14 protein-coding genes are annotated in these 23,522 nt (G+C 74.1%); 7 read left to right on the top strand and 7 right to left on the bottom strand.

The window, feature by feature from the left end; translation table 11 throughout:
• Nucleotides 1-25: 25 nt before the first annotated feature.
• From WMF45_RS27545 to WMF45_RS27535, 3 genes are all read right to left on the bottom strand, one after another.
• Nucleotides 26-1,618, bottom strand: coding sequence for a serine/threonine-protein kinase (locus WMF45_RS27545; RefSeq protein ID WP_437707453.1), 1,593 nt, complete (start codon nucleotides 1,616-1,618; stop codon nucleotides 26-28).
• The gene (locus WMF45_RS27540) at nucleotides 1,602-2,219 is read right to left on the bottom strand and encodes an ECF-type sigma factor (RefSeq protein WP_437707452.1); all 618 of its coding nucleotides are present in this window, start codon (nucleotides 2,217-2,219) and stop codon (nucleotides 1,602-1,604) included. Before WMF45_RS27540 ends, WMF45_RS27545 begins: the two co-directional genes overlap by 17 nt.
• A gap of 76 nt (nucleotides 2,220-2,295) precedes the next feature.
• Nucleotides 2,296-2,835: a MarR family winged helix-turn-helix transcriptional regulator gene (locus WMF45_RS27535; RefSeq protein ID WP_437707451.1), complete on the bottom strand. Its 540-nt coding sequence runs from the start codon at nucleotides 2,833-2,835 to the stop codon at nucleotides 2,296-2,298.
• A 414-nt stretch (nucleotides 2,836-3,249) separates the two neighbouring features.
• On the opposite strand from WMF45_RS27535, the gene WMF45_RS27530 reads away from it, so the two are divergent.
• The 7 genes from WMF45_RS27530 to WMF45_RS27500 all read left to right on the top strand — a co-directional run bounded on the left by WMF45_RS27530 (nucleotide 3,250) and on the right by WMF45_RS27500 (nucleotide 17,755).
• Nucleotides 3,250-9,978 (top strand): SDR family NAD(P)-dependent oxidoreductase, encoded by a 6,729-nt coding sequence (locus tag WMF45_RS27530; protein ID WP_437707450.1) that lies wholly within the window; start codon nucleotides 3,250-3,252, stop codon nucleotides 9,976-9,978.
• On the top strand, nucleotides 9,975-10,709 hold the full coding sequence (locus WMF45_RS27525) for a 4'-phosphopantetheinyl transferase superfamily protein (RefSeq protein ID WP_437707449.1): 735 nt from the start codon (nucleotides 9,975-9,977) through the stop codon (nucleotides 10,707-10,709). Before WMF45_RS27530 ends, WMF45_RS27525 begins: the two co-directional genes overlap by 4 nt.
• 30 nt (nucleotides 10,710-10,739) lie before the next feature.
• Nucleotides 10,740-12,287 (top strand): SDR family oxidoreductase, encoded by a 1,548-nt coding sequence (locus WMF45_RS27520; RefSeq protein ID WP_437707448.1) that lies wholly within the window; start codon nucleotides 10,740-10,742, stop codon nucleotides 12,285-12,287.
• Nucleotides 12,288-12,381: 94 nt separating this feature from the next.
• Nucleotides 12,382-13,863 (top strand): cytochrome P450, encoded by a 1,482-nt coding sequence (locus tag WMF45_RS27515; RefSeq protein ID WP_437707447.1) that lies wholly within the window; start codon nucleotides 12,382-12,384, stop codon nucleotides 13,861-13,863.
• A gap of 285 nt (nucleotides 13,864-14,148) precedes the next feature.
• Nucleotides 14,149-14,478, top strand: a complete 330-nt coding sequence (locus tag WMF45_RS27510) for a hypothetical protein (RefSeq protein WP_437707446.1) — start codon at nucleotides 14,149-14,151, stop codon at nucleotides 14,476-14,478.
• Complete coding sequence (locus WMF45_RS27505; RefSeq protein WP_437707445.1) at nucleotides 14,478-15,014, top strand: hypothetical protein; 537 nt, start codon at nucleotides 14,478-14,480, stop codon at nucleotides 15,012-15,014. Before WMF45_RS27510 ends, WMF45_RS27505 begins: the two co-directional genes overlap by 1 nt.
• Nucleotides 15,015-16,099: 1,085 nt before the next feature.
• Complete coding sequence (locus WMF45_RS27500) at nucleotides 16,100-17,755, top strand: LamG-like jellyroll fold domain-containing protein (RefSeq protein WP_437707444.1); 1,656 nt, start codon at nucleotides 16,100-16,102, stop codon at nucleotides 17,753-17,755.
• A 185-nt stretch (nucleotides 17,756-17,940) separates the two neighbouring features.
• On the opposite strand, the gene WMF45_RS27495 is transcribed toward WMF45_RS27500, so the two are convergent.
• From WMF45_RS27495 to WMF45_RS27480, 4 genes are all read right to left on the bottom strand, one after another.
• Complete coding sequence (locus WMF45_RS27495) at nucleotides 17,941-18,423, bottom strand: hypothetical protein (RefSeq protein ID WP_437707443.1); 483 nt, start codon at nucleotides 18,421-18,423, stop codon at nucleotides 17,941-17,943.
• Nucleotides 18,424-18,516: 93 nt separating this feature from the next.
• Nucleotides 18,517-21,393 carry a CHAT domain-containing protein gene (locus WMF45_RS27490; RefSeq protein WP_437707442.1) on the bottom strand — a complete coding sequence of 959 codons (2,877 nt, stop codon included), beginning with the start codon at nucleotides 21,391-21,393 and terminating at the stop codon, nucleotides 18,517-18,519.
• The gene (locus tag WMF45_RS27485; RefSeq protein ID WP_437707441.1) at nucleotides 21,390-22,436 is read right to left on the bottom strand and encodes a hypothetical protein; all 1,047 of its coding nucleotides are present in this window, start codon (nucleotides 22,434-22,436) and stop codon (nucleotides 21,390-21,392) included. Before WMF45_RS27485 ends, WMF45_RS27490 begins: the two co-directional genes overlap by 4 nt.
• The gene (locus tag WMF45_RS27480; protein WP_437707440.1) at nucleotides 22,433-23,338 is read right to left on the bottom strand and encodes an RNA polymerase sigma factor; all 906 of its coding nucleotides are present in this window, start codon (nucleotides 23,336-23,338) and stop codon (nucleotides 22,433-22,435) included. Before WMF45_RS27480 ends, WMF45_RS27485 begins: the two co-directional genes overlap by 4 nt.
• Nucleotides 23,339-23,522: the final 184 nt, after the last annotated feature.

Here is a 23,522-nt window from a genome sequence, read left to right as displayed (position 1 = left end):
TCGATCAGCGACAGGCGACAGCGCGCTACTCGAGGTGCCACACAACGATGGCGATCGTCAGCGAGCCCAGCACGCCCGTGACGTAGATCGCGGCGGCGTGCTCCGGGAAGACCGCGGCGGCCGCCGCGCACGCCGCGCAGAGCGCGGCGGCTAGCCAGCTCGCCCTCGGCAGGCTCGGCGCGGCGGTCGCGTGGACGGCCGCGAAGAGGAGCAGGTTCGTCGCGAGCGCGCGCTCCACGGGCTCGTCCGTGATCACGGCGAGCGCCCGGTGGAAGAGCATCGCGACGAGCAGCACCTTCACCACGTGGCCGATCCGCCGGTTCACCGCGCTCTTCGAGAGAGGGCGGCGGAAGACCCGGAGCAGCGTGAGCACGGCGAGCGCCGTGACGCAGCCCATGGCGAAGAGGTCCACGGGGCGGACCACCGGGACGACGCGGCCGATACCCACCGTCGCCATCACGACGCCGAGGGCGCCGATCAGGAGGCCGAAGCGGATGCGCTCGCGCCTGGAGACCGTGAGATCGAACTCGGAGCTCCTCGCCAGCTCGTCGGCGAGGACGCCCAGCAGATCGTCGAGCCTCGGCCACCGCTCCTCGGGCCGGGCGCGGAGCCCGCGCGCGAGCGCGCCGCGGACCCGCGCGGGCACCTTCGAGCCGGCCGGCGCCGGCCTCAGGAGATCGCGCCGCGCCCCGTCGAGCCGCGCTCGGACGTCCTCGCCCTCGAACGGCGGCTCCCCGTAGAGCGCCTCGTAGAGCGTCGCGCAGAAGCTCCACTGATCGCTCCTCGCCGTCGCCGGCCTCCGCTCGGCCTGCTCGGGGGCCATGTACGCCGGCGTCCCCATGAACGCGCTCCCGGCCGTGAGCGGCGCGCGGAGCGCGTCCGCCCCGGCGATGTCGGCTTCGGGGCCCCCGCCGGAGAGGGGCCGCTCCTCCTCGACGTGGAGGCGCGCGAGCCCGAAATCGGCGATGCGCGCCCGGCCGTCCTTGCCGATCAGGATGTTGTCCGGCTTGACGTCGCGGTGGACGAGCCCCTCCTGGTGCGCCGCCGCGAGGCCGCGGCCCGCCTGGATCCCGGCGGCGAGCGTGGCCTCCCACGCGCGGGGCTGCTCGCCGCGCAGGTCGCGCAGCGTCCGGCCGTCGACGAACTCCATCGCCACGAACACGCCCCGCTCGTGCTCGCCGATCTCGTAGATGGGGACGACGTTGGGGTGCGACAGCCTGGCCATCACCTGCGCCTCGCGCACGAGGCGGGCCCGGTCCTCCGGATCGAACCTCCCCGGCGCGATGAGCTTGAGGGCGACGCGTCGGTCGAGCTCCGCGTCGTAGGCCGCATAGACGACGCCCATCCCGCCCTGGCCGGCCTTGGCGAGCACCGTGAACCGCCCGATGCGCGCGCCGGGGCTCAGCGATTCGTCGCTGCCGGGGAGGGCGATGGCGGCGCCCTTCAGGAACCCGTCCGGCTGGGCGCCGTCGCTCCGGAGCAGGCTCCACACCTCCCGGAGGAGCTCCGGGCGGCCCGCGCACCGCGCCTCGAGGAACGCCCGGCGGTGCTCGTCGCGCTCATCGAGCGCCGCCTCGAAGAGCGCCTCTACCTCGCTCGGATCAAGGGGCGGGCTCATCTCCGCCGTGGAGCGCCCGGTAGAGCCACGCCTTCGCGAAGCGCCAGTCACGCTCGACCGTGCGCGTCGTCACGCCCGAGAGCTCGGCGATCTCGTCCTCGGTCAGGCCCGCGAAGTAGCGCAGCATCACGATCTCGGCCTTGCGCGGGTGCTCCTGGCTCATCCTGCGCAGGGCATCGTCGAGGGCGAGGAGGTCCTCGACGGGGAGATCGAGCGCGAGGGGCAGCTCGTGCATGTCCTCCTCGGGGGCGCGCACCAGATCGCCGCCCCGCTTCCGGGCGGCCTTGTGGCGCGCGTAATCGACGAGGAGATCGCGCATCGCCTGGGAGGCGGCGCCGAAGAAATGGGCGCGGCTCTGGAAGCGGGCCTCGCCGTCACGGAAGAGCTTCTCGTACGCCTCGTGGACGAGCGCTGTGGGGCCGAGGGTCTGCCCGGCGCGGAGGTGGCGGACCCGGGCGAAGGCGATCGTCTTGAGCTCGGCATAGACGGCGCGGAGGAGGGCGTCCGCGGCGTCCCTCTGGCCCTCCTGGGCGGCGTGCAGGAGGCCCGTGATGGCCTCGCCGGTGCTCGGTCCGGGGGCGCGTCGGTCGCTCGCGTTCATGGGGATACGCCTCGATCAGGCCGGAGCGTACACCAAGTGGCCGCGCCGACGAGCCCGACCGCGCGCTCCACGCCCCTCACGTCGCCTTGCGCTTGCCCGTCCGCGCCTTCTGCTGCGTCGGCGCCCTCTGCTTCGTCCGCTCGGGTTCCGCCGCCTTCTCGGGCCGGGTGGCCAGGGCCACGACGCGGCCGAGCTCCTCGCGGAGCGCGTCGGCCCTGCTCTCGCCGAGCTGCTCGCGGACGTGCTTCTGCGTCCGCTCCCACAGCGGGAACGCCGCCTCGATCGCGCGCTCTCCCTGGCGCGTCAGGGAGATGATGCGGACGCGCGCGTCGCCGGGCGCCCGCGCCACGCGGAGCAGGCCCGCCTTCTCGAGCGGCACGAGGTTTCTCGTCAGCGTCGTGCGATCCATGACGAGCCCGTCCGCGAGCGCGCTGAGCTGCACGCCCTCGTCGCCGCACGTCGCGACCGCGGCGAGCATCGTGAGCTGCGTCGACTGGAGCCCAGCCGCGCGCAGGCTGTCGTCGTAGAGCCGCGTCAGCGCGCGCGACGCGCGGCGGACGCGCACGAGGGCGCACTGGCTCGCGATGATCTGGGCGGCGCGGGCAAAATCGGTCACCAGTGTATCTACACCGTTTCGACCGGGTCCGTCAAATCACGTCCAGGATCGCGGCTTGACATCCGTTCAGGTGTAGCTACACCTATCTCGTCCTCGACGACGTGGATCCGCCTCGTCCGCACGACGCCTGCTCGGCGTCGGCGGTCCTGGCGGCCCCGGCGCGCGCTGGCCGATCCCTCGAAGCGATCGGTCATCCGTCGCCAAGGGGCGCGGCGGCGCCGAGGCGAGCATCGCGGCATCACCCGCGCGACCGGAGGCCACTGGCCCGCGGCGCGCTCCGAGCATTTACGTGTAGGTACACTTATTCGAACAGCCCGAGCGGCGCAACGGTGAGGAGCGCACGAAACAGCGGCTGGCACGCGGTGCCAGGCGTGCGTCGGCGCCGGCCGCGGGCGGGCTGCGTGGAGAGGATCTATGGGCGAGTTCTTCGTCGTTCCGTACTGCGTGAAGTTCGAGGACAGCATGGCCTATGGCAGCCATCACTACCTCACGAACTTCCGCTTCCAGTGCATCGCGCGCGAGACGCTCTACTTCGCCGAGGCCGCGGACGGCACGCTCCCGCACGAGGAGGATCGCGCCGCGATCCGGCTGCTCACCACCGAGGGGTACAGCCGGAACCTCGCGCCGGTGCGCGTGGGCGAGCGCGTCGCGATCTTCATGAGCCTCGGCGCCGTGACGCGCTCGAGCGCGTACGGCTACTTCCGCACGGTCCGCTTCGACGGCGAGCCCGTGGCGTGCGGCTACCAGCGCATCGTCGCCGTCGCCTCGGCGAGCGACGAGCTCGCGCCGCTGCCCAGGTCGGTGACGGCGCACGTCGGGGCCCTCGACGAGCGCGTTCCGCATCAGCGCTTCGTCGAGCTCTGCCTGCGCGGCGGCTCCGCGATGCGCGAGCTCTTCCCCGAGCGCCTGCTCCGGCACGCCGCCGAGGTCGCGCGGGGGCCGCTCCACGAGGCGCGCCCGCACAGGGCGCGGTGGGGCGCGGACGCCGCGGCGGGCGGGGAGGCCGCGCCTGGGCGCTCCGGGGAGGCCGCGCGGGAGGGCGGCGGCGTCGCCGGCAAGATCGCGCTGCTCCTGCCGGGCCAGGGCTCGTTCGACCTCCGGCTCCTGCGAGCGCTCCACGCGCGCTTTGACGCCGCGCGCGAGGCCGTGGCCGCGGCCGAGCCCGCGGCGCGCGAGCTGCTCGGCGCCTCGCTCGCGGCGCTCGTGACCGCCGGCGAGGCGGAGGCGCGGGCCGCCCTCGAGGCGTGCGTCGATCTCGATCAGCTCGGGATCCTCGTCCAGGACCACGTCGCCGTCGCGCTGCTCCGGTCCGCCGGGCTCGAGCCGGACGTCGTGGCGGGGCACAGCCTCGGGGAGATCGCCGCGCTGGCCGCGGGCGGCGCGTTTCCCCTCGCGACGGCCGCCGAGGTCGTGTGCCGCCGGGTGCTCGCCCTCCGCGGCGCGCCGCCCGGCCGCATGCTCGCCGCCCACACCGGCGCGGAGCGCCTGCGCGACGAGGTGCATGCGCTCGGCCGGGACGACGTGTTCGTCGCGGTGGTGAACGCGGCCGATCAGGCGGTCGCGTCGGGCACGGCGGACGGCATCGCGGCGCTCGAGCGGCGGCTCACCGGCGCCGGCGTTCGCGCGACGGTGCTCGCGAGCCGCTACGCCTTCCACTCGCCGCTGCTCGCGCCGGCGGTCGGTCCGTTCGCGAGCGCCCTCGTGCGCGCCGGCGCGGCGCGGCCCGCGCTGGCCACGTACTCGCCGATCGATCGCGTCCACTACGGCGACGGCCCGCTCGCGCCCGCGCGCCTGCTCCCGGTGCACATCGTGACGCCGCTCGACTTCGAGGCGGCCGTGCGCGACCTCCTCGCGGCGGGGGTACGCACCTTCGTCGAGTGCGGCGGCGGCGGCGCCCTGACAGCGCTCGCGCGGCGGAGCGCGCCGCCCGGGACCGATCTGCGCGTGATCTCGACGTTCCGCGCGGGAGAAGACGTCGTGGCCGAGCACCGGCGCGTGATCGACGCGCTGCGCGCCCCGGGGCGCGCGCTCACGGCGGTCGCGCCGCGCCCGGCGGAGGAACCGGAGGGCCGCCGCCCGCGCGAGGCCGCGAGCCCCGCCGCTGCCGCGGGCTCCGTGAGCCCCGACGCCGCCGCGAGCCCGCGCGAGGACGCCGCCTCCGCTGCGGGTGCGGCGCCGATCGCGATCGTGGGCATGGGCGCGGTGCTGCCGGGGGCCGGCGGCGTCGACGCCTACCTCGCGCAGCTGCTCGCGGGCACGTGCGGGATCGCCGACACCGGCGAGCGGCACCCGGAGCTCGCGACCGACTTCCTGAACCGCGGCCGCGCCGCCGACAAGACCTACAGCCTGCTGGTCGGCACGGTCGACGCCCTCGGCCCCTACGCCGAGCAGACCGGTTACGACACGCGCGCGCTCGAGCGGCTGCCCAAGACGGCCCGCATGCTGGCGTGCGCGCTCGCCGAGGCCCGATCGCACGCGGCCGCGCTCCGCGGCGGCGCGCCCCTGCGGATCGTATGCCTCCTCGGGTCCACGGCCGACGGCTCGATCGAGCACGACGAGGCCACGCTGCTGCTCGGCGTCGAGCGCGCGCTCGACGGCGCCGCCGCGGACGAGGCGGCCCGGGCCGCCGTGGTGGACGCGCTGGCGGCCGAGCTCGGGCTCGACGCCGGGCGGCGCGCGGCGTGCCGCGGCCACCTCGAGCCGCTCGCGCGCGTCGTGCGCGACGTGGTGGGGGAGGGCGCGCGCACCGTCCTCGTCGACGCGGCCTGCGCGTCGTCGATGCACGCGGTGCATCTGGGCGCCGCGATGCTTCACCGCGGCCTCGCCGACGTCGTGATCGCCGGCGGCGCCTACCAGCCCGGCCCGACGAACGCGTGCCAGTTCTCGCAGTTCGGCGGGCTCTCCGCGACCGGCAGCCGCCCCTTCGACGCGTCCGCCGACGGCGTCGTGTTCGGCGAGGGCGCCGCGGTCGTCGTGCTCGAGCGGCTCGACGACGCCCGATCGCGGGGCGATCGGGTCGACGCCGTGCTCCTGGGCAGCGGCCTGTCGAGCGACGGCCCGAGCCCGTCGGTCACGGTGCCGCAGCGCCGCGGGCAGGCCCTGGCGATGCGGCGCGCCCACGCGCGGGCCGGCGTCGAGGCGCGGAGCGTCCAGTACGTCGAGGCGCACGCCACGGCGACGCCCGTCGGCGACGCCACCGAGTTCCAGGCGCTCGCCGAGGTGTTCGCGAGCGACGCAGGCGACGCCGGCGCCCCGCGCATCGCCCTGGGCAGCGTCAAGTCGCTGCTCGGCCACACGGGCTGGACCGCGGGCGTCGCGTCGCTCATCAAGGTCGTGCTCGCGATCCGGGAGCGCACGCTCTTCCCGCAGCACGGGTTCCAGGCGCCGAGCGCGCGCATCGATCTGGCGCGCTCGCCGTTCGCCATCCCGACGGCGGCCGCCCCCTGGACCGCCGAGGGCGGAGCCCCGCTGCGCGCCGCGCTCGACAGCTTCGGCTTCGGCGGCACCAACGCCCACCTCGTCGTCGAGGAGCACCGCCTCGAGCGCCACCCCGCGCGTCCGCGCGCGCGCGGAGGATGCCGCGCGCTGTGCGTCGTCGGGGTCGGGTCCGTGTTCCCAGCCACAGGAGGCGCGACCGCGGGCTCCCCGTCGGACGTCCTCGCGTTCGACGAGGGCGCGCTCCGGCTGCCGGCCCGCGCGCCGGTCCTCCCGGACGCCCTCGAGGCGATGGACCCGACGCAGCTGCTCGCGGCGATGGCCGCGGAGGAGGCGCTCGCGGCGCTGCCCGCGCGCGAGCTCTGCGAGCGCATCGGCGTCGTCGTCGGCCACGAGGGCAAGACGCGCCGCGGCGCCCGCGCCAACGAGCGCATCTTCGCCGACCGCGTGGCGCGGGCGCTCCGGGCGCGCGGCGTCAGCCCCGCGCTGGCCTCCGCGACGGCCGACGCGCTCCGCGGGGGATCGCCCGCGACGGGGCCGTACACGCAGCCGGGCAACATGCCCAACGTCATCTCCGGGCGCGTCGCCAACGTCTTCGGCCTGCGCGGGCCGAACTTCGTCGTCGACACCTCGGCGACCTCGCTGCTCGACGCGCTCGCGGCCGCCGATCTCGTGCTCGACGAGGACTGCGACGTCGTGCTCGCGGGGGCGGTCAGCGCCTTCAGCGACGACGTCGCGCGGGGCGCGTCCGCTACCTGTGACCCGCGGCCGGTCGGCGAGGCGGCGCTGCTCGTCGCGCTGTGCACCGAGGACACCGCCGCGCGCCACGCCTGGCCGGTGCTCGCTCGCCTGCACCTCGTCGCCGGCGCGGCCGAGGGCGTCGGCGGCGCGGCGGGGCGCGGCCCCTCGGCCCGCGAGCTCGCGGTCGGCGGATCGAGCGCGCGGCTGCGCGGGGCCGAGGGCGCCGTCGAGCTCCACGCGGCGATCCGGGGCGCGCGCACGCACGGCGCCGCGTTGGTGCGCTGGCCGTCCGATCCCCGCGCCGTCCAGGTCACGCCCCCCGAGGCCGCGTCGGTCGCGCCGGCGCGAGCGGCCTCGGGCTTCGCGACGGGCACGCCGATCCACGGCTTCGTCCCCGAGATCGCCCCCGCGCCGGCGACAGGGCCGTCGGCGCGCGTCCCATCCCGCGTCCTCCACGTCTGCACCGACGCGGCGCTCGCCGCGGAGGTGCGGCGCGCCGCCCGCTCCGACGAGGAGCGCGCGCGCGTCCTCGCGCTCGCCGTCGAGGAGGCGTCCGGCACGGCGGAGGCCGGGACCCCGCGCGATCTCGCCGCGCCTGGAGCAGAGGCGTCCGGCGGTGCGCCCTCGCTCGACGCCCGCGACGAGGCGCGGCTCGGCGCGTCGTTCGCGGCCCTGGCCCCGGATGACGTCGACGCGGTCGTCGTGCTCACCCGCGCCACGGACGCGCTCGCGTTCGTCGACGGCGCGCCGGGCTCGTACAGGCCGGCGCTGCGCGCGCTGTTCGGCGCGGCGCGCCGCTATTACGGCGCCATTGCGCGCGGCGAGGTGGCCTTCGCCGCCGTCGTCGCCTCCGCCGTGGACCTCCATGGGCGGCTCGCGCCGGTGAGCGGCGCGGTCGGCGGCTTCGTGAAATCCCTGGCGCGCGAGCTCCCTGGCGGCGACGTGCGCGTCGTCCACACCGGCGCGCGCGACGCCGCGGCCGCGCTCGGCGCGCTCTCCGAGGAGTGGCGCCACGCCCGGCCCGCCGTGCCCGAGGAGGTGGTCGATCTCGGCGGCGCGCGGCACGCCGTGCAGCTCGCCCGCGCCTCCGCGAGGCCGCGCGCGCGCGCCGTACCGCAGCTCGGCGCCGATTCGGTCGTGCTCGTGACGGGCGGCGCGCGCGGCATCACGGCGGAGCTCGTCGAGGGCCTGCTCGACCGCTTCGGCTGCCGCGCCGTGCTCCTCGGCCGCTCGCGGCTGGAGGACGCTCCGGCCCGCGCGCTCGCGATGACCGACGCGGCGTTCGACGCGTACGAGCGGGACTTCTATGCCGAGGCCCTGCGCGAGAGCCCGGGCCTGAGGATGGGCGTCCTGCGCGACCGCTACGCGCGCCTCCGCGCGGCGCGCGAGGCGCACCGGGTCCTCGCCCAGCTGCGCGCCGGGGGCGCCGGTCGCCGCGTCGTCGACTACCACGCCGTCGACGTGACGCGCGGCGAGGACGTCGACCGCGCCGTCGCGGCGGTCGCGGCGGCGTACGGCCGGGTCGATCTGGTCGTGCACGGCGCCGGCATCCAGGTGTCGAGCCGGCTCACGTCGAAGCCGCTCGATCTGTTCGAGCGGATCGTCGACACGAAGCTCGCCGGCCTCGCCCACCTCCGCCGCGCCCTCGCGCGCCACCTGCCCGACGCGCGCCCGCACGTCCACCTCGTCACCTCGGCGTTCAGCGTGCTCGGCAACGACGGGCAGCCGGACTACGGCGCGGCGAACGAGGCGATGAACCGCGCCGCGGCGTACTTCGCCGCCGAGGCGGGCGCGGGCCCGTGGTCGAGCATCGCGTGGCTCGGCTGGAACGGCGTCGGCATGACCGCCGGGTCCGAGTACAGCGCGCTCGGCGCGGCGCGCGGGCTCCGGGGCGTCGAGCCGGAGGAGGGGAGGCGGATCTTCCTCGACCTCGTCGCCGAGCCGCCCGCCGGCGCGGCCCAGGTCCTGCTCGGCGACGGCGAGATCGAGCGCTTCGCTCCGCGCATCGTCGCGGAGGACGCGGCGGTTGAGGCAGACGCAGCAGTCGCGGCGGACGGCGCGCCCGCGAGCGCGTGGACGCTCGATCCAGGCGTCGATCCGTGGCTCTCCGACCACCGGGCGCGCTCGAGCGCCGTCGCTGCCGGGGCCTACCTCGTCGACCTGGCCGTCCGGCACGCGCTCGCGACCTCGGGCGGCGGCGCGCTCGTCCGCGAGGTGCGCGACGTGCGCTTCCTCGAGTTCCTGCGCCTCGCCGACGACGCGCCGCGCGACGTGCGCGCGGTGACGACCCGCCGCGAGCGCCTCGCCGGCGGCCGCGTCGCGTGCGCCGTGGAGGTGCGCGGCGACTTCGTGCACCGGTCGGGCGTGATCCTCCGCGCCGGCGTGGTCTTCGCGACCTGCGTGGTCGAGCTCGGCCCGATCCACGTCGACCGCGGTAGCCTCGCTCCGCGGCACGCCGGGTGGGTCGACGGGCCCCTGGTCCGCGACCCGTACGCGAGCCCTGGCTCGCCGGTCCGGCACGCGGGCTGGTTCGATCACCTCGGCACCTTCGTGCTCGGGGCCGCGCTCAAGGAGGCCCGGTTCCGCCTCACGACCGACGGCGCCCTCGCTGGGCAGCGCCGGGCGGCCACGCCGTTCCTCCTGCTCGACGCGCTCCTGTCGCTGGGCACCCTGCGCCGCGACGAGGCGGGCGCGTTCCCGGTGTGCGCGGCGGGGGGCGTCGACCGGATCCGCTTCGGGACGGCGGCCAACGACCTCGCGCTCCGCGACGCGGGCGTCCCCATCCGGCTCGTCGCCACGGTCCCGACCGCGGCGGGCGATCGCGTCCTCGGCGCGTGGGCGCAGGCGCTCGACCCCTCGGGCGGCGTGCTTCTGGAGGTCGAGGGGCTCGAGGGGCGTGTCATGGGGCGCGTGGCCGCGGACGCCCGCCCGGCGGCGCAGGCGGCGCTGACGCTGGGGGCGCCGTGACGCCGCCGCTCGCCATCGCGGTCGCGCGGGCGGACGCCGAGACCGCGGCGCGCCTCGAGCCCTACCTGACGGCCGGCGAGCGCCGCGCGTGCGCCGCGCAGCGCGTCGCGGCCCGGCGTGCGCAGTCCGCGTGCGCGCGCGTCGCGGCGAAGTGGCTGCGCCTCGAGCTCGCCGCCGGCCGCGGCGCACCGCTGGTCGCGCTGGACGCGGCCTCGCTCGAGGCGCACCCGCGCGCGGACTACCTCGCCTGCGCGGTGACGGGGCCGTCCGGCCGCCGCCCGCGCTTCGAGGACGGCGCGTTCGCGCTGTCGCTCTCGCACGCGGGCGAGCTCGCGGCGGCCGCGGTCACCACGGCGCGCGCGGTCGGCGTCGACGTGGAGCGGGTCGAGGCGCGCGCGGCGAGCTTCGCCGACGAGCACTTCACCCCGCGCGAGCGCGAGGGCCTCGCGCGGGGCGCCGCGGCGGGCGCCCCGCGCGCCGCCCTCGAGACGTTGCTCTGGAGCGCCAAGGAGGCGCTCTACAAGACGGGGGCGCTCGCGCTGCCGGCGCGGTTCTCGTTCCAGGACATCGACGTCGCGTTCCCGCCGGGGGGCGCGCGCCTCGCGCAGCCCTCGGTCCGTTCCTTCGCGCTGGGCGCGCGGGGCGGGCAGTTCTTCGGCCGGGCCGTGCTGACCGGTGCGTTCGCGCTCGTCGCGGCCGTCCCGGTGCCGCCGGTCGCCGCTCTCGGATGAATGGCACTCACCAACCACGAGGTTTCGACGATGCAATCTCATGATCTCCTCGACCACGTTCGCTCCGTCTTCGTGCGCATGACGCGTTACCCCGACGAGGTCGTCGTCGCCGACGCCGATCTGGAGCAGGACCTCGGCATCGACTCCGTGAAGCGCGGCGAGATCCTCGCGACGCTGCGCGCCGATTTCGGTCTCGCGAACGCCCTCAAGGCGGCGCCCGAAGAGCTGCGCACGGTGGCCCGCGTCAGCGAGTTCCTGTCGCGAACGATCGCGGCCAGCGCGGAGGCCGGAGAGCACGCCGATGGTCCGGTGGAGACCGGAAACCACGCCAATGGTCATATCGAGGCCGGAGCACACGCCAATGGCCACGTGGAAGCCGAAGGGCGCGCCAATGGCCATGTGGAGGCGGCGAAGCACGCCAATGGTCATAGAGAGGCGGAGAAACACGCCAATGGTCATGTGGAAGCCGGAGGGCATGCCAATGGCCACGTGGAGGCCGGAAGGCACGCCAATGGCCACGGGGGCGAGGCGCTCCATGTCGTGGTTCAGGCGCTCGCGGACGCGACCCGCCATCCGGTCGATCTGCTCGTCCCCGACGCGCGCCTCGAGGAGGACCTCGGGGTCGACCGCCGCCGCCGCGACGAGCTCCGCGCGCTCCTCTGGCAGCGCGGCGCCCAGCCGGGCGCGCTCGACGTGGCGCTCGACGAGGCCCGCACGGTCGGCGATCTCGCGCGCCTCGTCGAATCCGCGCCGCCCGCGCAGGTCACCGCGGCGCGCGCCGCTGTGGCCCCCGCGGCGCAGCGGGCGCTCCCTGTCCCCGGGGTGGCGCTCGCGGGCAAGACCGTCCTCGTGACCGGATCGAGCCGCGGGCTGGGCCGCGCCATCGCCGCGAAGCTCGGGCGCGCCGGCGCGCGGGTCGTCGTCAACAGCTTCCACTCGCGGGACGACGGCGAGGCGGTCGCCGACGAGATCCGCGGGGCCGGCGGCGACGCCGTGCACGTCTGGGGCTCGGTCGCCAACCCCGCGCACATCGACAGGCTCTTCGACGCGATCGCGCGCGACGTCGGCGAGCTGGACCACTTCGTCAGCAACGCGTCGAACGGCCGCTTCGGCCCCCTCGAGCAGACGACCCCGGAGCACTGGGAGCTGGCCTTCCGCACGAACGTCATCGGCTACCACCTGTGCGCCATGCGCGCGGCGCGCCTGATGGAGCGCCACGGCGGCGGTCGGATCGTCGCGCTCTCGTCGAACGGCTCGTCGAGGTACCTCGAGCACTTCGGCGCCATGGGCGCCGTGAAGGCCGCGGTGGAGTCGCTCACGCGCGCGCTCGCCGTCGAGCTCGCCCCGCGCAACGTGCAGGTCAACTGCGTCTCCGCCGGGCCGATCTACGGCCATGTGACGAGCAACTACCCGGATCACGAGCGGATCCTCCCGTACTGGGAGTCGCGCACGCCGGGCGGCCGGCTCTGCACCGAGGACGACGTCGCCGAGGCCGTCCTGCTGCTGCTCTCGGACGGGGCGCGGAGGATCAACGGCGCGACGCTGACCGTCGACGGCGGGGGCTCGCTGTGCATCTGACCGCAGCGATGGGCGGCGCCGGGGTGCGCTCGGCGCAGGTCCGCGCGGAGCAGCTCACGTCAGCTTCCTTGGAGCTCTCGAAGAAGGAGAAATCATGAGTGCCACGCTCGATCGGCAGCCCCCCGGCCCTGGCCCGCTCGCCAGCCTGCGGTACCTGGCGAATTTCAGGACCGGTGACATGCGTCATTACGAGGACCTCTTCGCGCGTCATGGCGACGTCGTGCGCCTGCGGGCGCCCGGGGCCGAGGACTTCGTCATGGCGTTTCACCCGAACGACATCGCGCACGTCCTTCGCACGAACGCCCGGAACTACCCCAAGGGCAAGCGCTACCACGAGCTCGCGCCCGTGCTGGGCTGGGGCCTCGTGAACAGCGAGGGCGAGCTCTGGCGGCGCCAGCGCAGGCACGTGCAGCCTCAGTTCAACCATGCCAACACGCTCAAGTTCGTCCCCATCATCGTCGACCACATGGAGGCGGTGCTGCGTCGCTGGGACGCCCAGCCGGGCGAGTTCGAGCGGGACATCAACGACGACATGATGGACGTGACGTTCGGTATCGCGGGCGAGGCGTTCTTCGGCGCCGCGCTGGAGGCCCACACGGACACCGTCCGCGAGGCGTTCAAATATGCGCTCTCGATCGCGCTCAAGCGGATGTACTCGCTCGTCAACCCGCCCCTGTCCTGGCCGTTACCCAGCCACCTGCGCTTCCGCCGGGCCATGGACCGCGTGCACACCGTGATCGACGGCATCATCGACGGCTACCAGCGCGGCGCGGGCGGCGAGGACAACGTGCTCGTCCGCCTCATGAACTCCGTCGATCCCGAGAGCGGCGCGAAGATGGACCGCGCGCAGCTGCGGGACGAGATCAAGACCATCCTGATGGTCGGGCACGAGACCTCGAGCGTCACCGCCTCGTGGGCGCTCTACCAGGTCGCGCAGCACCCCGAGGTGTGCGCTCGCCTCACCGACGAGATCGATCGCGTCCTCGGCGGCCGGTCTCCGACGGCCAGGGACATCGAGTCGATGCCTTACCTCGCCATGGTCTTCAACGAGTGCCTCCGGCTCCTGCCCTCGGTGCCGTTCATCCTCCGCAGCCCGCTGGAGGACGACGTCCTCGGCGGCTACCAGGTCGCCGCGGGGTCGACGGTGGCCATCGTCCCGTGGGTCACGCACCGGCACCCGGAGTTCTGGAGCGATCCGCTGGAGTTCAAGCCCGAGCGCTTCGCGAACCACCGGCGGAGCGCGGACGACAAGCTCGCCTTCATCCCGTTCGGCGCCGGCCAGCGGATCTGCCTGGGCGAGTTCATGGGGCAGCTCGAGGGCAAGATCATGGTCGCGATGGCGCTGCAGCGTTACCGGCTCCGGCTGGTCCCCGGCTTCGACCCGCGTTGCCGCGGGTTCATCTCGCTTCAGCCGGTGAACGGGATGCGCATGATCCTGAAGCGGCGGGAGCCGTCGAGCGCCGTACGCGCGGCGCCGGCGGGGCGGGAGGAGCCCGCGGCGGCGGAGCCTGAGGTGACGGAGCCCGTGGCGGCTGCCATGAGCGCCCACGGCTGCCCGTACAGCACAGGTGCCTGACGCGCGTGCCGGCTGACAGGGCTTCGGCTCTGACGGCGCTCGTCGGCGAGCAGGGCCCGGCCATCACGCCACGTCGATGACCTTGCGCATGTACAGGCGAGGAACACCGATGTCCTGGCATCGAAATCGTTGTAGTTGTGGGCGGGCGGACGCACTGGATCGACTGCGCTCACCCGTGCACCGCGGACGTGACGAGCTAGCTCAAGCGCGACGCGTCCGGTTGATCCTGCACTTGGGCGGTACCCCGGCGTTGTCAGGGGCATTCCCGTGAGGTAAAGTACAGCTATGCCCTCGAAGGATCAGGTTGCCCGAGAACTCATCGAAGCGCACTTCAACGTCGAGCCGCATCTTCAGGCGGTATATCGCGTGATGACGGAGAACGAAGCCAGCGTGACCGAACCGATCAAGCTGTTGGAGGTCAATGCCGCCACCGTAGCCACCGGTGAGGTGACCCCTTTCGAGTTCGCACCGACCCAGGACGTCCCGTTCCCCACGATCATCGCCGAGGTAACGCCGGCGGAATTCGAAGCACTTCAAGGCGGCCGTTCACGACTCCCGCAGGGCTGGAGCCTTGAGGGCGCACAGAGGTTTACGCGAGACCAACGGGCAGCGTGATGGACGCAGCAGCAAGACGTCAGGCGTTTGCTGAAGCGTTTGCAGCCCAAGGCCGGTCGGACTGGGAAGTGTACAAACATCTTGCGGCGCTGACGAAACCAAGCCTTTCGCAGTGTCACGCGCTGCACTATCTGCAGATGGCGACCGAGAAGATCGCCAAGGCATATCGAATTCGTGATACGGCAGCAGACGTTGACGAGCTGGTCAGGCATCACACTGGATTCGTTGAATTTGTCAATCAGTTCTTTCGTTGCGAGCAGATTCGTGACGAGTATCGAGAGCGCGACGCGGCATTGCAGGCCTTGCAGCGAAATGCGACGACCCTTGCTCGAGAAATCGAGAAACTTGCGCCCGCCACGGATCGGTTGGCTTCTCCCGAGAATGCAGAGTATCCATGGGAGCGCGATGAGCAAATCCTGATTCCATGTAGATTTGGATTTCCGAACCTCGCGATGCTGCAGCAACCAGGCGGTCGCGCCGTGATGAATCTCGTCGAGAGGGCGTTTAAGGATTTCGAACGGTTGCACATTCAGTAGGTAGCAGCTCGTTGGTGACCGCCAGGTGCCGCCCAACTCAGGCTTGGTGACCGATGAGTGGGCGCACGTAGCGCGCCTACTCGTGACACAAGCCTGGTCGTATCGAAGGCGACACAGGAGCCCTCGAGCACGCCGGGCCCAGCGTCACCAGGAATCGTGGACGGGTTGTTCAACTCGCTCTGCATGCCGTCCGCCTTCCTGTGCCGTCCTATCCCGTCCCGCAGGCGCATGCGCGAGCCCAGCGGCGCTGGGGTCATCCGCGTCCCGGCCTCGTCGTTCCGGTCATCGCGAGGCTGCTGGCTCCTTCAGCAAAGGCGCGAAAGATACAGGCGCAGACGGTAGGTGGGCTCCTGTCTCGCACAGGCGCTACCGCGGTCTTCCCGCACAGGGTGAAGCACGCCCGTCCTGGGGATCTTGCTGCCAACCACGTCGATCTGCGTGCGCGCGATGAGCTCGGCCGGCCGCAGGATGAAAATTTGTAATCTGTGCATCATTTCTCGAGGCGCCGGCATGCATTTGTGCATGTTTTCTCACAGAAATCTGGTCGCTCGCTGGCACAAATGGATGATGTATTGCGTTAAAGTGAACTGGCGTACATGGAGATGTATGCTGCGCCACCTCAGCGTGCTCCCGCGCATGCGGCCCTGGGAGCGGGGTCGTTCCCGACGGTCCCTGCGCGGGATGATGTGCCTTCGGGACCGGCACTCGATTCGCCCGCACGCACGGCGCTGCGTGATGACGCGCTTCGGGCTGGGGATGCTGGCTCCTTCAGGAAGCGTTCGTGCACGGCGAGGCTCCCGCAGGCTCACGTCGCGGCTTGATGCCCCCGGGCGATTTCTGGCGGACGGTCTTTCGCACGTCTCGTCGAACCAGCGCAGTCGGCTCGGCGCCGGCGTTCTTTTTTTCTCGGTCCATGTCAGGCCCCGGGGAGCCGCGGCGAAGTAACAGGCAGGCAGGCGGACGGCTCGGGACGAACCCCTGAGCGCTGCCTTCTTCCACGGCACTGGCATGGCCGGCGCGTTGCGCATTCCGACGAGGAGCGCCCGCGCCAGGCGAGAAAGGCATCCATTCCCATGCGGACCCCCATGCACACGGGTTCTCGATCGATCGTCCTCACCCTGGCGGCGAGCCTCTCGGGCTGCGTCGCGGCCGGCCCTGCCGACGAGCCCGAAGACGAGGCGACAGCTGCGGCCTCTGCCCCGCTCGTCGCGGACCGGGCCAGCCTGCCGACGCCGGCGGCTTACTGGAGCTTCGACACCTGCGCGGCCGGCGCGATCACGCGCGTTCGCGAGGACTCGGGCCGGGGGGCGTTCGGCGTGATGTCCGGCCGCCGTCTTTGCAGCCCCGGATGGTCCCTGTCGGCCGGTGATTTCGACGGGGCGGGGGATCGTGTGGAGATCAGCAGCGAGGGGAGGAGCTACCTCCACTTCCAGGACCGGATCACCGCGGCGGCCTGGGTCAACCCGCGGAGCGTGACGGGCAGCCGCACCATCATCAACCAGTGGTACGCCGCGGACTCGTTCCTGCTCGGCATCGACAACGGCAAGTACTTCTTCTCCGTGGCCTTCCCCGACGGAGGCGCCGGCCGGCATGCGATCGTCCAGGCCCCGGCCGTCGCCAACGCGTGGGCGCACGTCGCCGGCGTGTACGACGGCGCGGCGCTCAAGCTCTACGTCAACGGCGTGCTCCGCGCGTCGACGCCCGCGTCGGGCGCGCTCCAGCAATCGACGCGGCCCATCGTCATCGGCGGACACCCCAGCTGGAACGCCTACAATGGCCTGATCGACGAGGTCCGCCTCTACCAGCAGGCCCTGAGCGACGCGCAGGTGGCGCAGCTCGCGGGGGGCGAGGTCTACCCGGTGAAGGCGTATTACGTCTATCCGAGCGACCAGCCGTATCACCAGGAGTACGTCGACGCCATCAACACGTACCTCGACGAGCTGCGAGGCTGGTACCGCGAGGAGTCGGGCGGCTCGTTCCACCTGGTGGGCTTCGTCCAGCCGGTGCGCTCGTCGCAGAACTACCTGACCATGCGCTGCGGCCCGACGCCGACGAGCGCCTGCCAGAGCAACCCGCAGGAGCTTCCGAACTGGCTCAACGCGGTGTCACAGGCCGTCGGCGGCTTCCCTGCGCGGCAGTCCACGCTGGTCTTCGCGCAGGGCGGCGGCGGCTGGGCGGGCGCCAACCTCCAGGGCGATACCACCGGATTCGCCCTCGTGGGCGACTGGGTGCTCGAGCCCCTCTCCGGCGTGCGGGAGCCGCTCGCGATCCACTGCGGATACGCCACGTGGCAGTGCAACGGCGGCGTGCCGAAGGGGACTGTCGCCCACGAGCTCGGGCACTCGTTCGGCCTGCACCACCCGGACGGCTACTCGGGCACGACGATCATGGCGTGGCACGGCGACTATCCGACGACCGACTTCCTCGATCACGAGCAGCTGATCCTCCAGGAGAGCCCGATGCTCTCGTCCGGCGTGTTCGTGCGCGGCGGGCCCTGGCTCGACTTCAACAACGCCGACGTCATGCACTGGAACACGACGGTGAGCCTGACGGGCTCGGGCTTCGGGCCCGGCGCGCAGGTCGAGTTCGTTGACGCCACGCACACCACCCTCGCCAGCCCGACCAGCATCGGCGCGACCAGCCTCACGGTGCAGGTCCCGAGCGGCGTCGGCCCCGGGTACATCCGCGTGCGCAACGGGAGCGGCGCGAGCAACAAGGTGTCGGTGAACTTCCACCCCTGAAGGGAGCGGTCCTCGATGTGACGCCGCCGCGCTGACGAGCGGCGTCATCCCTGGCCACCTCGAGCGACGGCGCCCGCCAACCGTGGCAGGCGCCGTCGCTGTCTCTCGCGCAGCGCCGGCGCGGCGCGGGCCGTCGCTCTTCGCTCCGACGGCCCAGCGCGCCACCTCTCCTCAGCCTCCGACCGTCATTGCTGGCCCAGGACGGCCCACCCGCTCCACGTCGTCTGCACGCCTGCGCGGAGCTCCTGCGTCACGCCCTGGTCCAGCCATCGCACGGTGACCCATCCCACATCTTTGACGAGCCCCTGGTCCACGGCGTAGAGGGCCTTTGCGGAGCCGTCGGGCCTCGGAGCGACCTTGTAGGTCGCCAGCGGCATACCCCTCATCGAGTAGAGCGTCATCGAGACGTTGGGCATCGACTCCCTCTGCGCGATGAACAGGTACAGCGTCCGAGCGCTCAGGACGTACGCCGCGCACGCGCCGCACTGAGGATCTGCCGGTTGCATGGGCTCGTCCTTGATCCGGCCTTGCGGTTGCGGCCGCCGGCCGAATGACAGCGCTTGCGCCGCCTGGCCGGTCTCCGCGGCCGACTCGACAGGTGTGGTGTCCATCGATGGACCGCACGCGGTGAGGACAAGGGCGCTCAGACCGAAAATCGAGGTACGCATCGTTCACATCCTCCGTAGGTCGTCTCCGGGGTCGAGGTGTTGTTCGCCGTCGCCTCCTGGCCTCTGACAGATCTCGAGCGTTCTCCGGGGCTGTCAGGGGACCAGCGCCCGGAAGCTCGCCCAGTCGCTCGACGGATCCGCGCGCAGCGCCGCGAGGGTCGCCTCGCGCAGCTGCGCGCCTGGATCTCCTCGCTCGCCGGCGTAGAGCGCGGCCATCACCCGCTCCGCGAGGGCGTCGTCGACCGGGCGCGACGCCGCGATCACCGAGCGCGCGCCGGCGATCAGCAGCGCCTGGGCCAGGCCGAGCCCGAGCCCCCGAGCCCCGGACGCTGCCTCCGTGCGCGCCGTGTCGCAGCCGGACAGGACCGCCCGCGCGGGCGCTCGACGCAGCGCCAGGATGTCGCCCACGGCGAGCTCGCTCCCGCCGGAGAGCGCGAGGCTGCTGTCCCAGCCGTCGAGGCCCCCGAAGACGCCGTGGCCCGCGTAGTGGAAGAGCGCGAGCCCGGGCTCCTCCAGCGCGCCGGCCACCGCGCGGCGCGTGGCGAGCCCTCCCGACAGTTGCTCGACGCGGAGCCCCTTCCCGGTGAGCGCCGCCGCGACCGCGTCCGCCTCGCGCCGCGCGGCCGGCAGATCGCGCCGCGGATCCGCCACGACGAGCGCGCGCTCCGGCGCTTGCCCCGCGCCGGCGCCCTCCGCGGGCCGCGCGCCGCGCCGGGGCAGATCCAGGCCGTACGTCACCGGCATGTGCGCGACGAGCGGCGCGCCGTCCCAGGGCAAGGCGTGGAAGTCGACGCGAGCGAGCTCGCCATGGGCGGCGACGCGGAGGCGCGTCGCGGCGCGCAGCTGCGCATCGAACCGCGCGAGCAGCCGCGGGGCCAGCGCCGCGGCGGGGGCCGAGACGTCGAGCGCCGGCAGTCGCTGGGCCACGACGCCGTCGCGGGTCACGGCGAAGCCGGCCCATCCTTCGTGGATCGGATGGACCACGAGCATCAGCTCGCCCTCTTCCAGCGCCGGCGCCGCCTCGACCTCCGCCGCTGCCGGCTCCCCGTGCCGCACCAGGAGCAGCGCCTCGTCGACCAACGCGCGGATCGACCGCCCGCGCGCGGCCCGGGCGACGCGGACCGCCTCGAGCTCGTCCGACGAGAGCCGCCAGTCGTCGCGCCCCTCCTCGTCGAAGGCCGCCCGCGCGTCGTGGTACGCCGCGAGGGCGCTCTCCCAGCGCGCCCGCTCCTCGCCGCCGAGCGCCTCGATGCGGTCGATCCAGCGGAGCGTCGCGAGAGCGCGCGCGCGTGATCGCCGCGCGGCGCGCAGGGCGCGGCGCGGATCGCGCCGGAGCAGGAGGTCGACGAGCCGCCGCGCGCTCTCCTCGAGGCGCCCCAGGTACCCGCCCCGGCCCTGCCCGAGCGGCACGAGCGCGCCGAGGTCGCCCCGCACCTCCTCCGCTTGCTCGTAGGCCAGGGCGGCCGCGTCGAGCCGCCCCATCGCCTCGAGCGCCCGCCCGCGGCCGAGCGCCGCGCGGTAGCGGCCCTCCGGCAGCTCGCTCGCGTCCGCGAGCCGCGCGAGCCGGCCGTAGATCTCCAGCGCCCTCGCGGGATCGCCGCTGCCCAGCGCGATGCGCCCCTCGATCTCGAGCCAGTACATCGCCACGCCGGCGTCGGGGCGCGCGTCCGTCCGCCGGGCCTCGTCGAGGAGGGCGCGCGCCGCGTTCGCCTGGCCGGCTTCCAGCTTGGCGAGGGCCAGGTTCGTCAGCGCGTTCGCGCGCTGCGCCGGCCTCGGGCACGCGGCCCCGTACAGCTCGAGCGCGGCCGTGAGCGGCGCCTCCGCGTCCGCGAGGGATCGAGGCCGCTCGGCGCGCGCGGGCTGCCCGCCGGACCCGCCGCTCGCCCACGCGATCTGGAGGGCGTTCCAGCCGAGGTCGTTCAGCAGGGAGGCTCGCTCGCACGGGGCCCTCCCGGCGGGGGAGGACGCCTGCACGTCGCGCAGCAGCGCCTGCGCCTCCAGCGGTCGGCCCAGGGTCTGGAGCACGTCGGCGCGCTCCTGGAGCACGTGCAGCCGGTGGTCGCTCAGGCCGAGGCGCTCCGCGCCCGCCGCCGACGCGTCCAGCTGCCGGAGCGCCGCGCGCAGGTCGCCGGCCTCGGACGCGAGCAGCGCCGCGTAGTACGGCTTCACCGCGCGCCCTTCCGGATGGCTCGCCTCGAGCGGCCCGAGCGCGTCGAGCGCCGCCCGCGCCTCCGCGAACCTGCGCCCGTTGTAGAGGAGCGTGTACGAGAGCGCGAAGCGGTCGAGGAACTCGTCGGAGATCCGCCCCGCCGCCCGGTGCGCCCGGATCGACGCCTCGAAGCCCGCGATCGCCTCCGGGATCCTGCCGCGCGCGAGGTCCACGCGCGCGCGCTTGCCGATCGCCAGGGCCTGGACGGCGGGGTCCGCGCCGGACGCCAGCGCGTCGAGCGCCGAGGACGCCGCGTCGAGGTCGCCGCGCCGGCGCAGCGCCTCGGCCTCCTTCAGCCGGGGCGCGTCGATGGCCGGGCGGAGATCCAGGCGGAACGACGCGCGCCCGCCGCCCCGCTCGGCGGTCACCGAGAGGGCGCGGGCGCCCTCCGGAACGGGGACGCGCGCCAGCACGCCTCCCTGGACGCGCGTCCCATCGAGCGCGGAGAGCGGGGTGTCCGCCGCGACGGCCGCGTCGACGGCGATCGCGACGCGGGCGTCCGCGGGGGCCTTCACCCAGATGCGGAGGGTCCGGTCGTCTGGAAGCGCGCAGGCGGGTCCAGCGTGTACGGCGCTGCAGCCGGCGAACTCCACCTCGAGGGGCGGCGCGGGTGCCGCGGCGGTCGCCGGGGATGCGGACGCCCCGGAGGTCGCCGGGGCCGCGGTCCCCGTCGGGCGGCGCGCGTCGCATCCCGGCGCCAGCGCCGCCGCGCCGAGGATCGCCGCGCCCAGCGCGGGCCGGAGCGCTCGCCAGCGCGTCACGGGTCCTTCGAGGGCGCGTCGGGTCGGGCGGTGGGGAGGGGGGGCGGCGCTGCGTGCGGCAGGAGGAGCACGTTGAAGCGTAAGATTCTGAATTTATTGTCTTCTTCTTCGGACGGCCGCGCGTCCGCGAGTCTGGCCGCGCTGTCTGGCAGCGCCGCCGGCCGTCCGATCGCGATCGCGATCTCCCACTCGCCCTCGGGCACGCCGGGGAAGAGCGTATCCGTGTCGCCTTCGATGCGCGCCGCGCCCTGCTCCGAGAGGTCGGCGTGCACGTCCCAGGGGCGCGCCGTTTCGCCCTGGATCAGGAAGGCGCGCACCGCGACGGGGCCGTCGACCCGGGTTGCGGGCCGCAGGGTGATCTCGAGCCTCGATCCGGGCCCGAGCCGCGCTGTCGCGCCGGCGCCGCTGGAGGCGGAGCGCTCGCGGACCTCGCCGCCGGCGAGCGTCATGGCGTAGGCGGGCACCGGGAGCATGGCCACCGCGCCCGGATCGTCGAGCAGGCCGCGCGGATGGTGCCTGTCGCCCTCCAGCGAGAGCCGCACGACGAGGACCGCCGCGGCGGCCGCCGCCAGGGCCGTCGCCGCGGTCCGCCAGGGCGCTCGGCCCGGCTTTCGCGGGAGCGGGAGCACCTGGCCGCCGCGCGCTTCCGCCGCGCGCTGCCCCGGAGGTGGCGGGCCTGCCGCCTCCGCGCCTGCCGCCTCCGCGCCTGCCGCCGCGGCGGCGCCTGCCACCTCCGCGGCAGCGCCTGCCGCCTCCGCCGCATCCGCGGCGGCGCCTCCAGTCTCCGCGCCTCGCTCGCCCGCGCTCGCCTGCAGCCCGGCCAGGATCCGGTCTGCGATCCTCGCCCGCGCCTCGCCGTCCAGCGGGCGTGAGGCCTCCCACGCCTCGCGGTCCTCCGGGGAGCGCTGCGCCTCGGCCTCGAGCGCGTCGCGCTCGCCGGCCTCGAGCGTCCCCAGCGCCCTCGCGGACCAGCGCGGATCGCTCGCCCGGTCGTGCTCGCGCGCGGCGCGCGCCAGCGCCTTCAGCAGATCGTCGTCGTTCATCGTCCCCCTCCCGGGCTCGCCGCGCTCGGCGACGCGCCGCGCCCTCTCGGCTCCGCCTCGGCCGCGAGCTCCGCGGCGATCTGCCGGACGAGCCGGGCGATGCGGCTCCGCCACGCATACACGGCGTCCGCCGTCATGCCGGTGATGGCGCATGCTTCCTCGGTGGATCGCTCGTCGACGAGCAGCAGGTAGAAGAGCTCCATCCCGCGCTCGCTCAGCCGATCGCGGAGCGTTCGCGCGATCGCCGCGAGCAGCTCCCGCGAGATCGCCGCGGGCTCCGGCGACACGGAGGCGCCGTCCGCGCGCTCGAGCGCGTCGTCCTCGGTGGGCTGCTCGGTCCAGGGGTTCCTGCGGCGGCTGCGCAGGATCGAGCACGCCTCGCGCTCGGCCACGAGCCCAACGAAGCTCGTGAGCGGCAGCCCCCGGCCGGCGTCCCACTGGCGCAGCGTGCGCCCGCCGTCCGCGAAGAGCGCGAGGAACACGCTCTGGGTCAGGTCCTCGACCTCCTGCCTCACGTCGCGGTGCCCCGCCGCCCGCCGCCGGCGGAGCAGCGGCCGCATCACCCGCTCCTGGATGGTGGGTGTCAGCAGGTCGACGAGCGCCCTCACCGCGGCCGGCTCTCCCGCCACCGCCCGCGCGATGAGCGCGGCCTCCGGGCCCGGCGGAGCGGCGCCCGGGGATCCCCGCCGTGCGTCCTCGGCGATCGTCCGCGGCTGCGCGGGCAAGGGAGAGCTCGGGGCCATCAGCGCACGGATAGACGCGCTCGATACGCCCGTCAATCGAGCCACGTCTCCGCCGCGCGGGCCGTGGTCGAGCTCTCGGTGCCCCCGCTGCGCGAGCGCGGCGAGGACATCGAGCTCCTTTTGCGGGCGCTGCTCAGGGCCGCGGCGTCGACCCGTCATCGCCGTGTCCACGCGAGTCCAGGTCCCGGCGTGGAGATCGAAGTACCAGACATCGGACAGGGTGGTACCGTCAAACTGGCTTCCCCGAAGAGCCAGATGCGTCGTCCGCAGCGTGGGTTGACAGATAATCCTCGCATACGCGATGCTATTCATCTCAGACATGAAGGAAAGCGCACTTCGTGAC

Origin of the sequence: Sorangium sp. So ce448 (assembly GCF_051520915.1) — a bacterium.
Taxonomy (GTDB): Bacteria; Myxococcota_A; Polyangia; order Polyangiales; family Polyangiaceae; genus Sorangium; species Sorangium cellulosum_B.
This window is presented reverse-complemented; position numbering and strand designations above follow the sequence as displayed.

Coding starts and splice junctions, on each gene's coding strand:
- WMF45_RS27545 (WP_437707453.1), bottom strand. CDS start 1,618: ATGAGCCCGCCCCTTGATCCGAGCGAGGTAGAGGCGCTCTTCGAGGCG.
- WMF45_RS27540 (WP_437707452.1), bottom strand. CDS start 2,219: ATGAACGCGAGCGACCGACGCGCCCCCGGACCGAGCACCGGCGAGGCC.
- WMF45_RS27530 (WP_437707450.1), top strand. CDS start 3,250: ATGGGCGAGTTCTTCGTCGTTCCGTACTGCGTGAAGTTCGAGGACAGC.
- WMF45_RS27520 (WP_437707448.1), top strand. CDS start 10,740: ATGCAATCTCATGATCTCCTCGACCACGTTCGCTCCGTCTTCGTGCGC.
- WMF45_RS27515 (WP_437707447.1), top strand. CDS start 12,382: ATGAGTGCCACGCTCGATCGGCAGCCCCCCGGCCCTGGCCCGCTCGCC.
- WMF45_RS27510 (WP_437707446.1), top strand. CDS start 14,149: ATGCCCTCGAAGGATCAGGTTGCCCGAGAACTCATCGAAGCGCACTTC.
- WMF45_RS27505 (WP_437707445.1), top strand. CDS start 14,478: ATGGACGCAGCAGCAAGACGTCAGGCGTTTGCTGAAGCGTTTGCAGCC.
- WMF45_RS27500 (WP_437707444.1), top strand. CDS start 16,100: ATGCACACGGGTTCTCGATCGATCGTCCTCACCCTGGCGGCGAGCCTC.
- WMF45_RS27495 (WP_437707443.1), bottom strand. CDS start 18,423: ATGCGTACCTCGATTTTCGGTCTGAGCGCCCTTGTCCTCACCGCGTGC.
- WMF45_RS27485 (WP_437707441.1), bottom strand. CDS start 22,436: ATGAACGACGACGATCTGCTGAAGGCGCTGGCGCGCGCCGCGCGCGAG.
- WMF45_RS27480 (WP_437707440.1), bottom strand. CDS start 23,338: ATGACGGGTCGACGCCGCGGCCCTGAGCAGCGCCCGCAAAAGGAGCTC.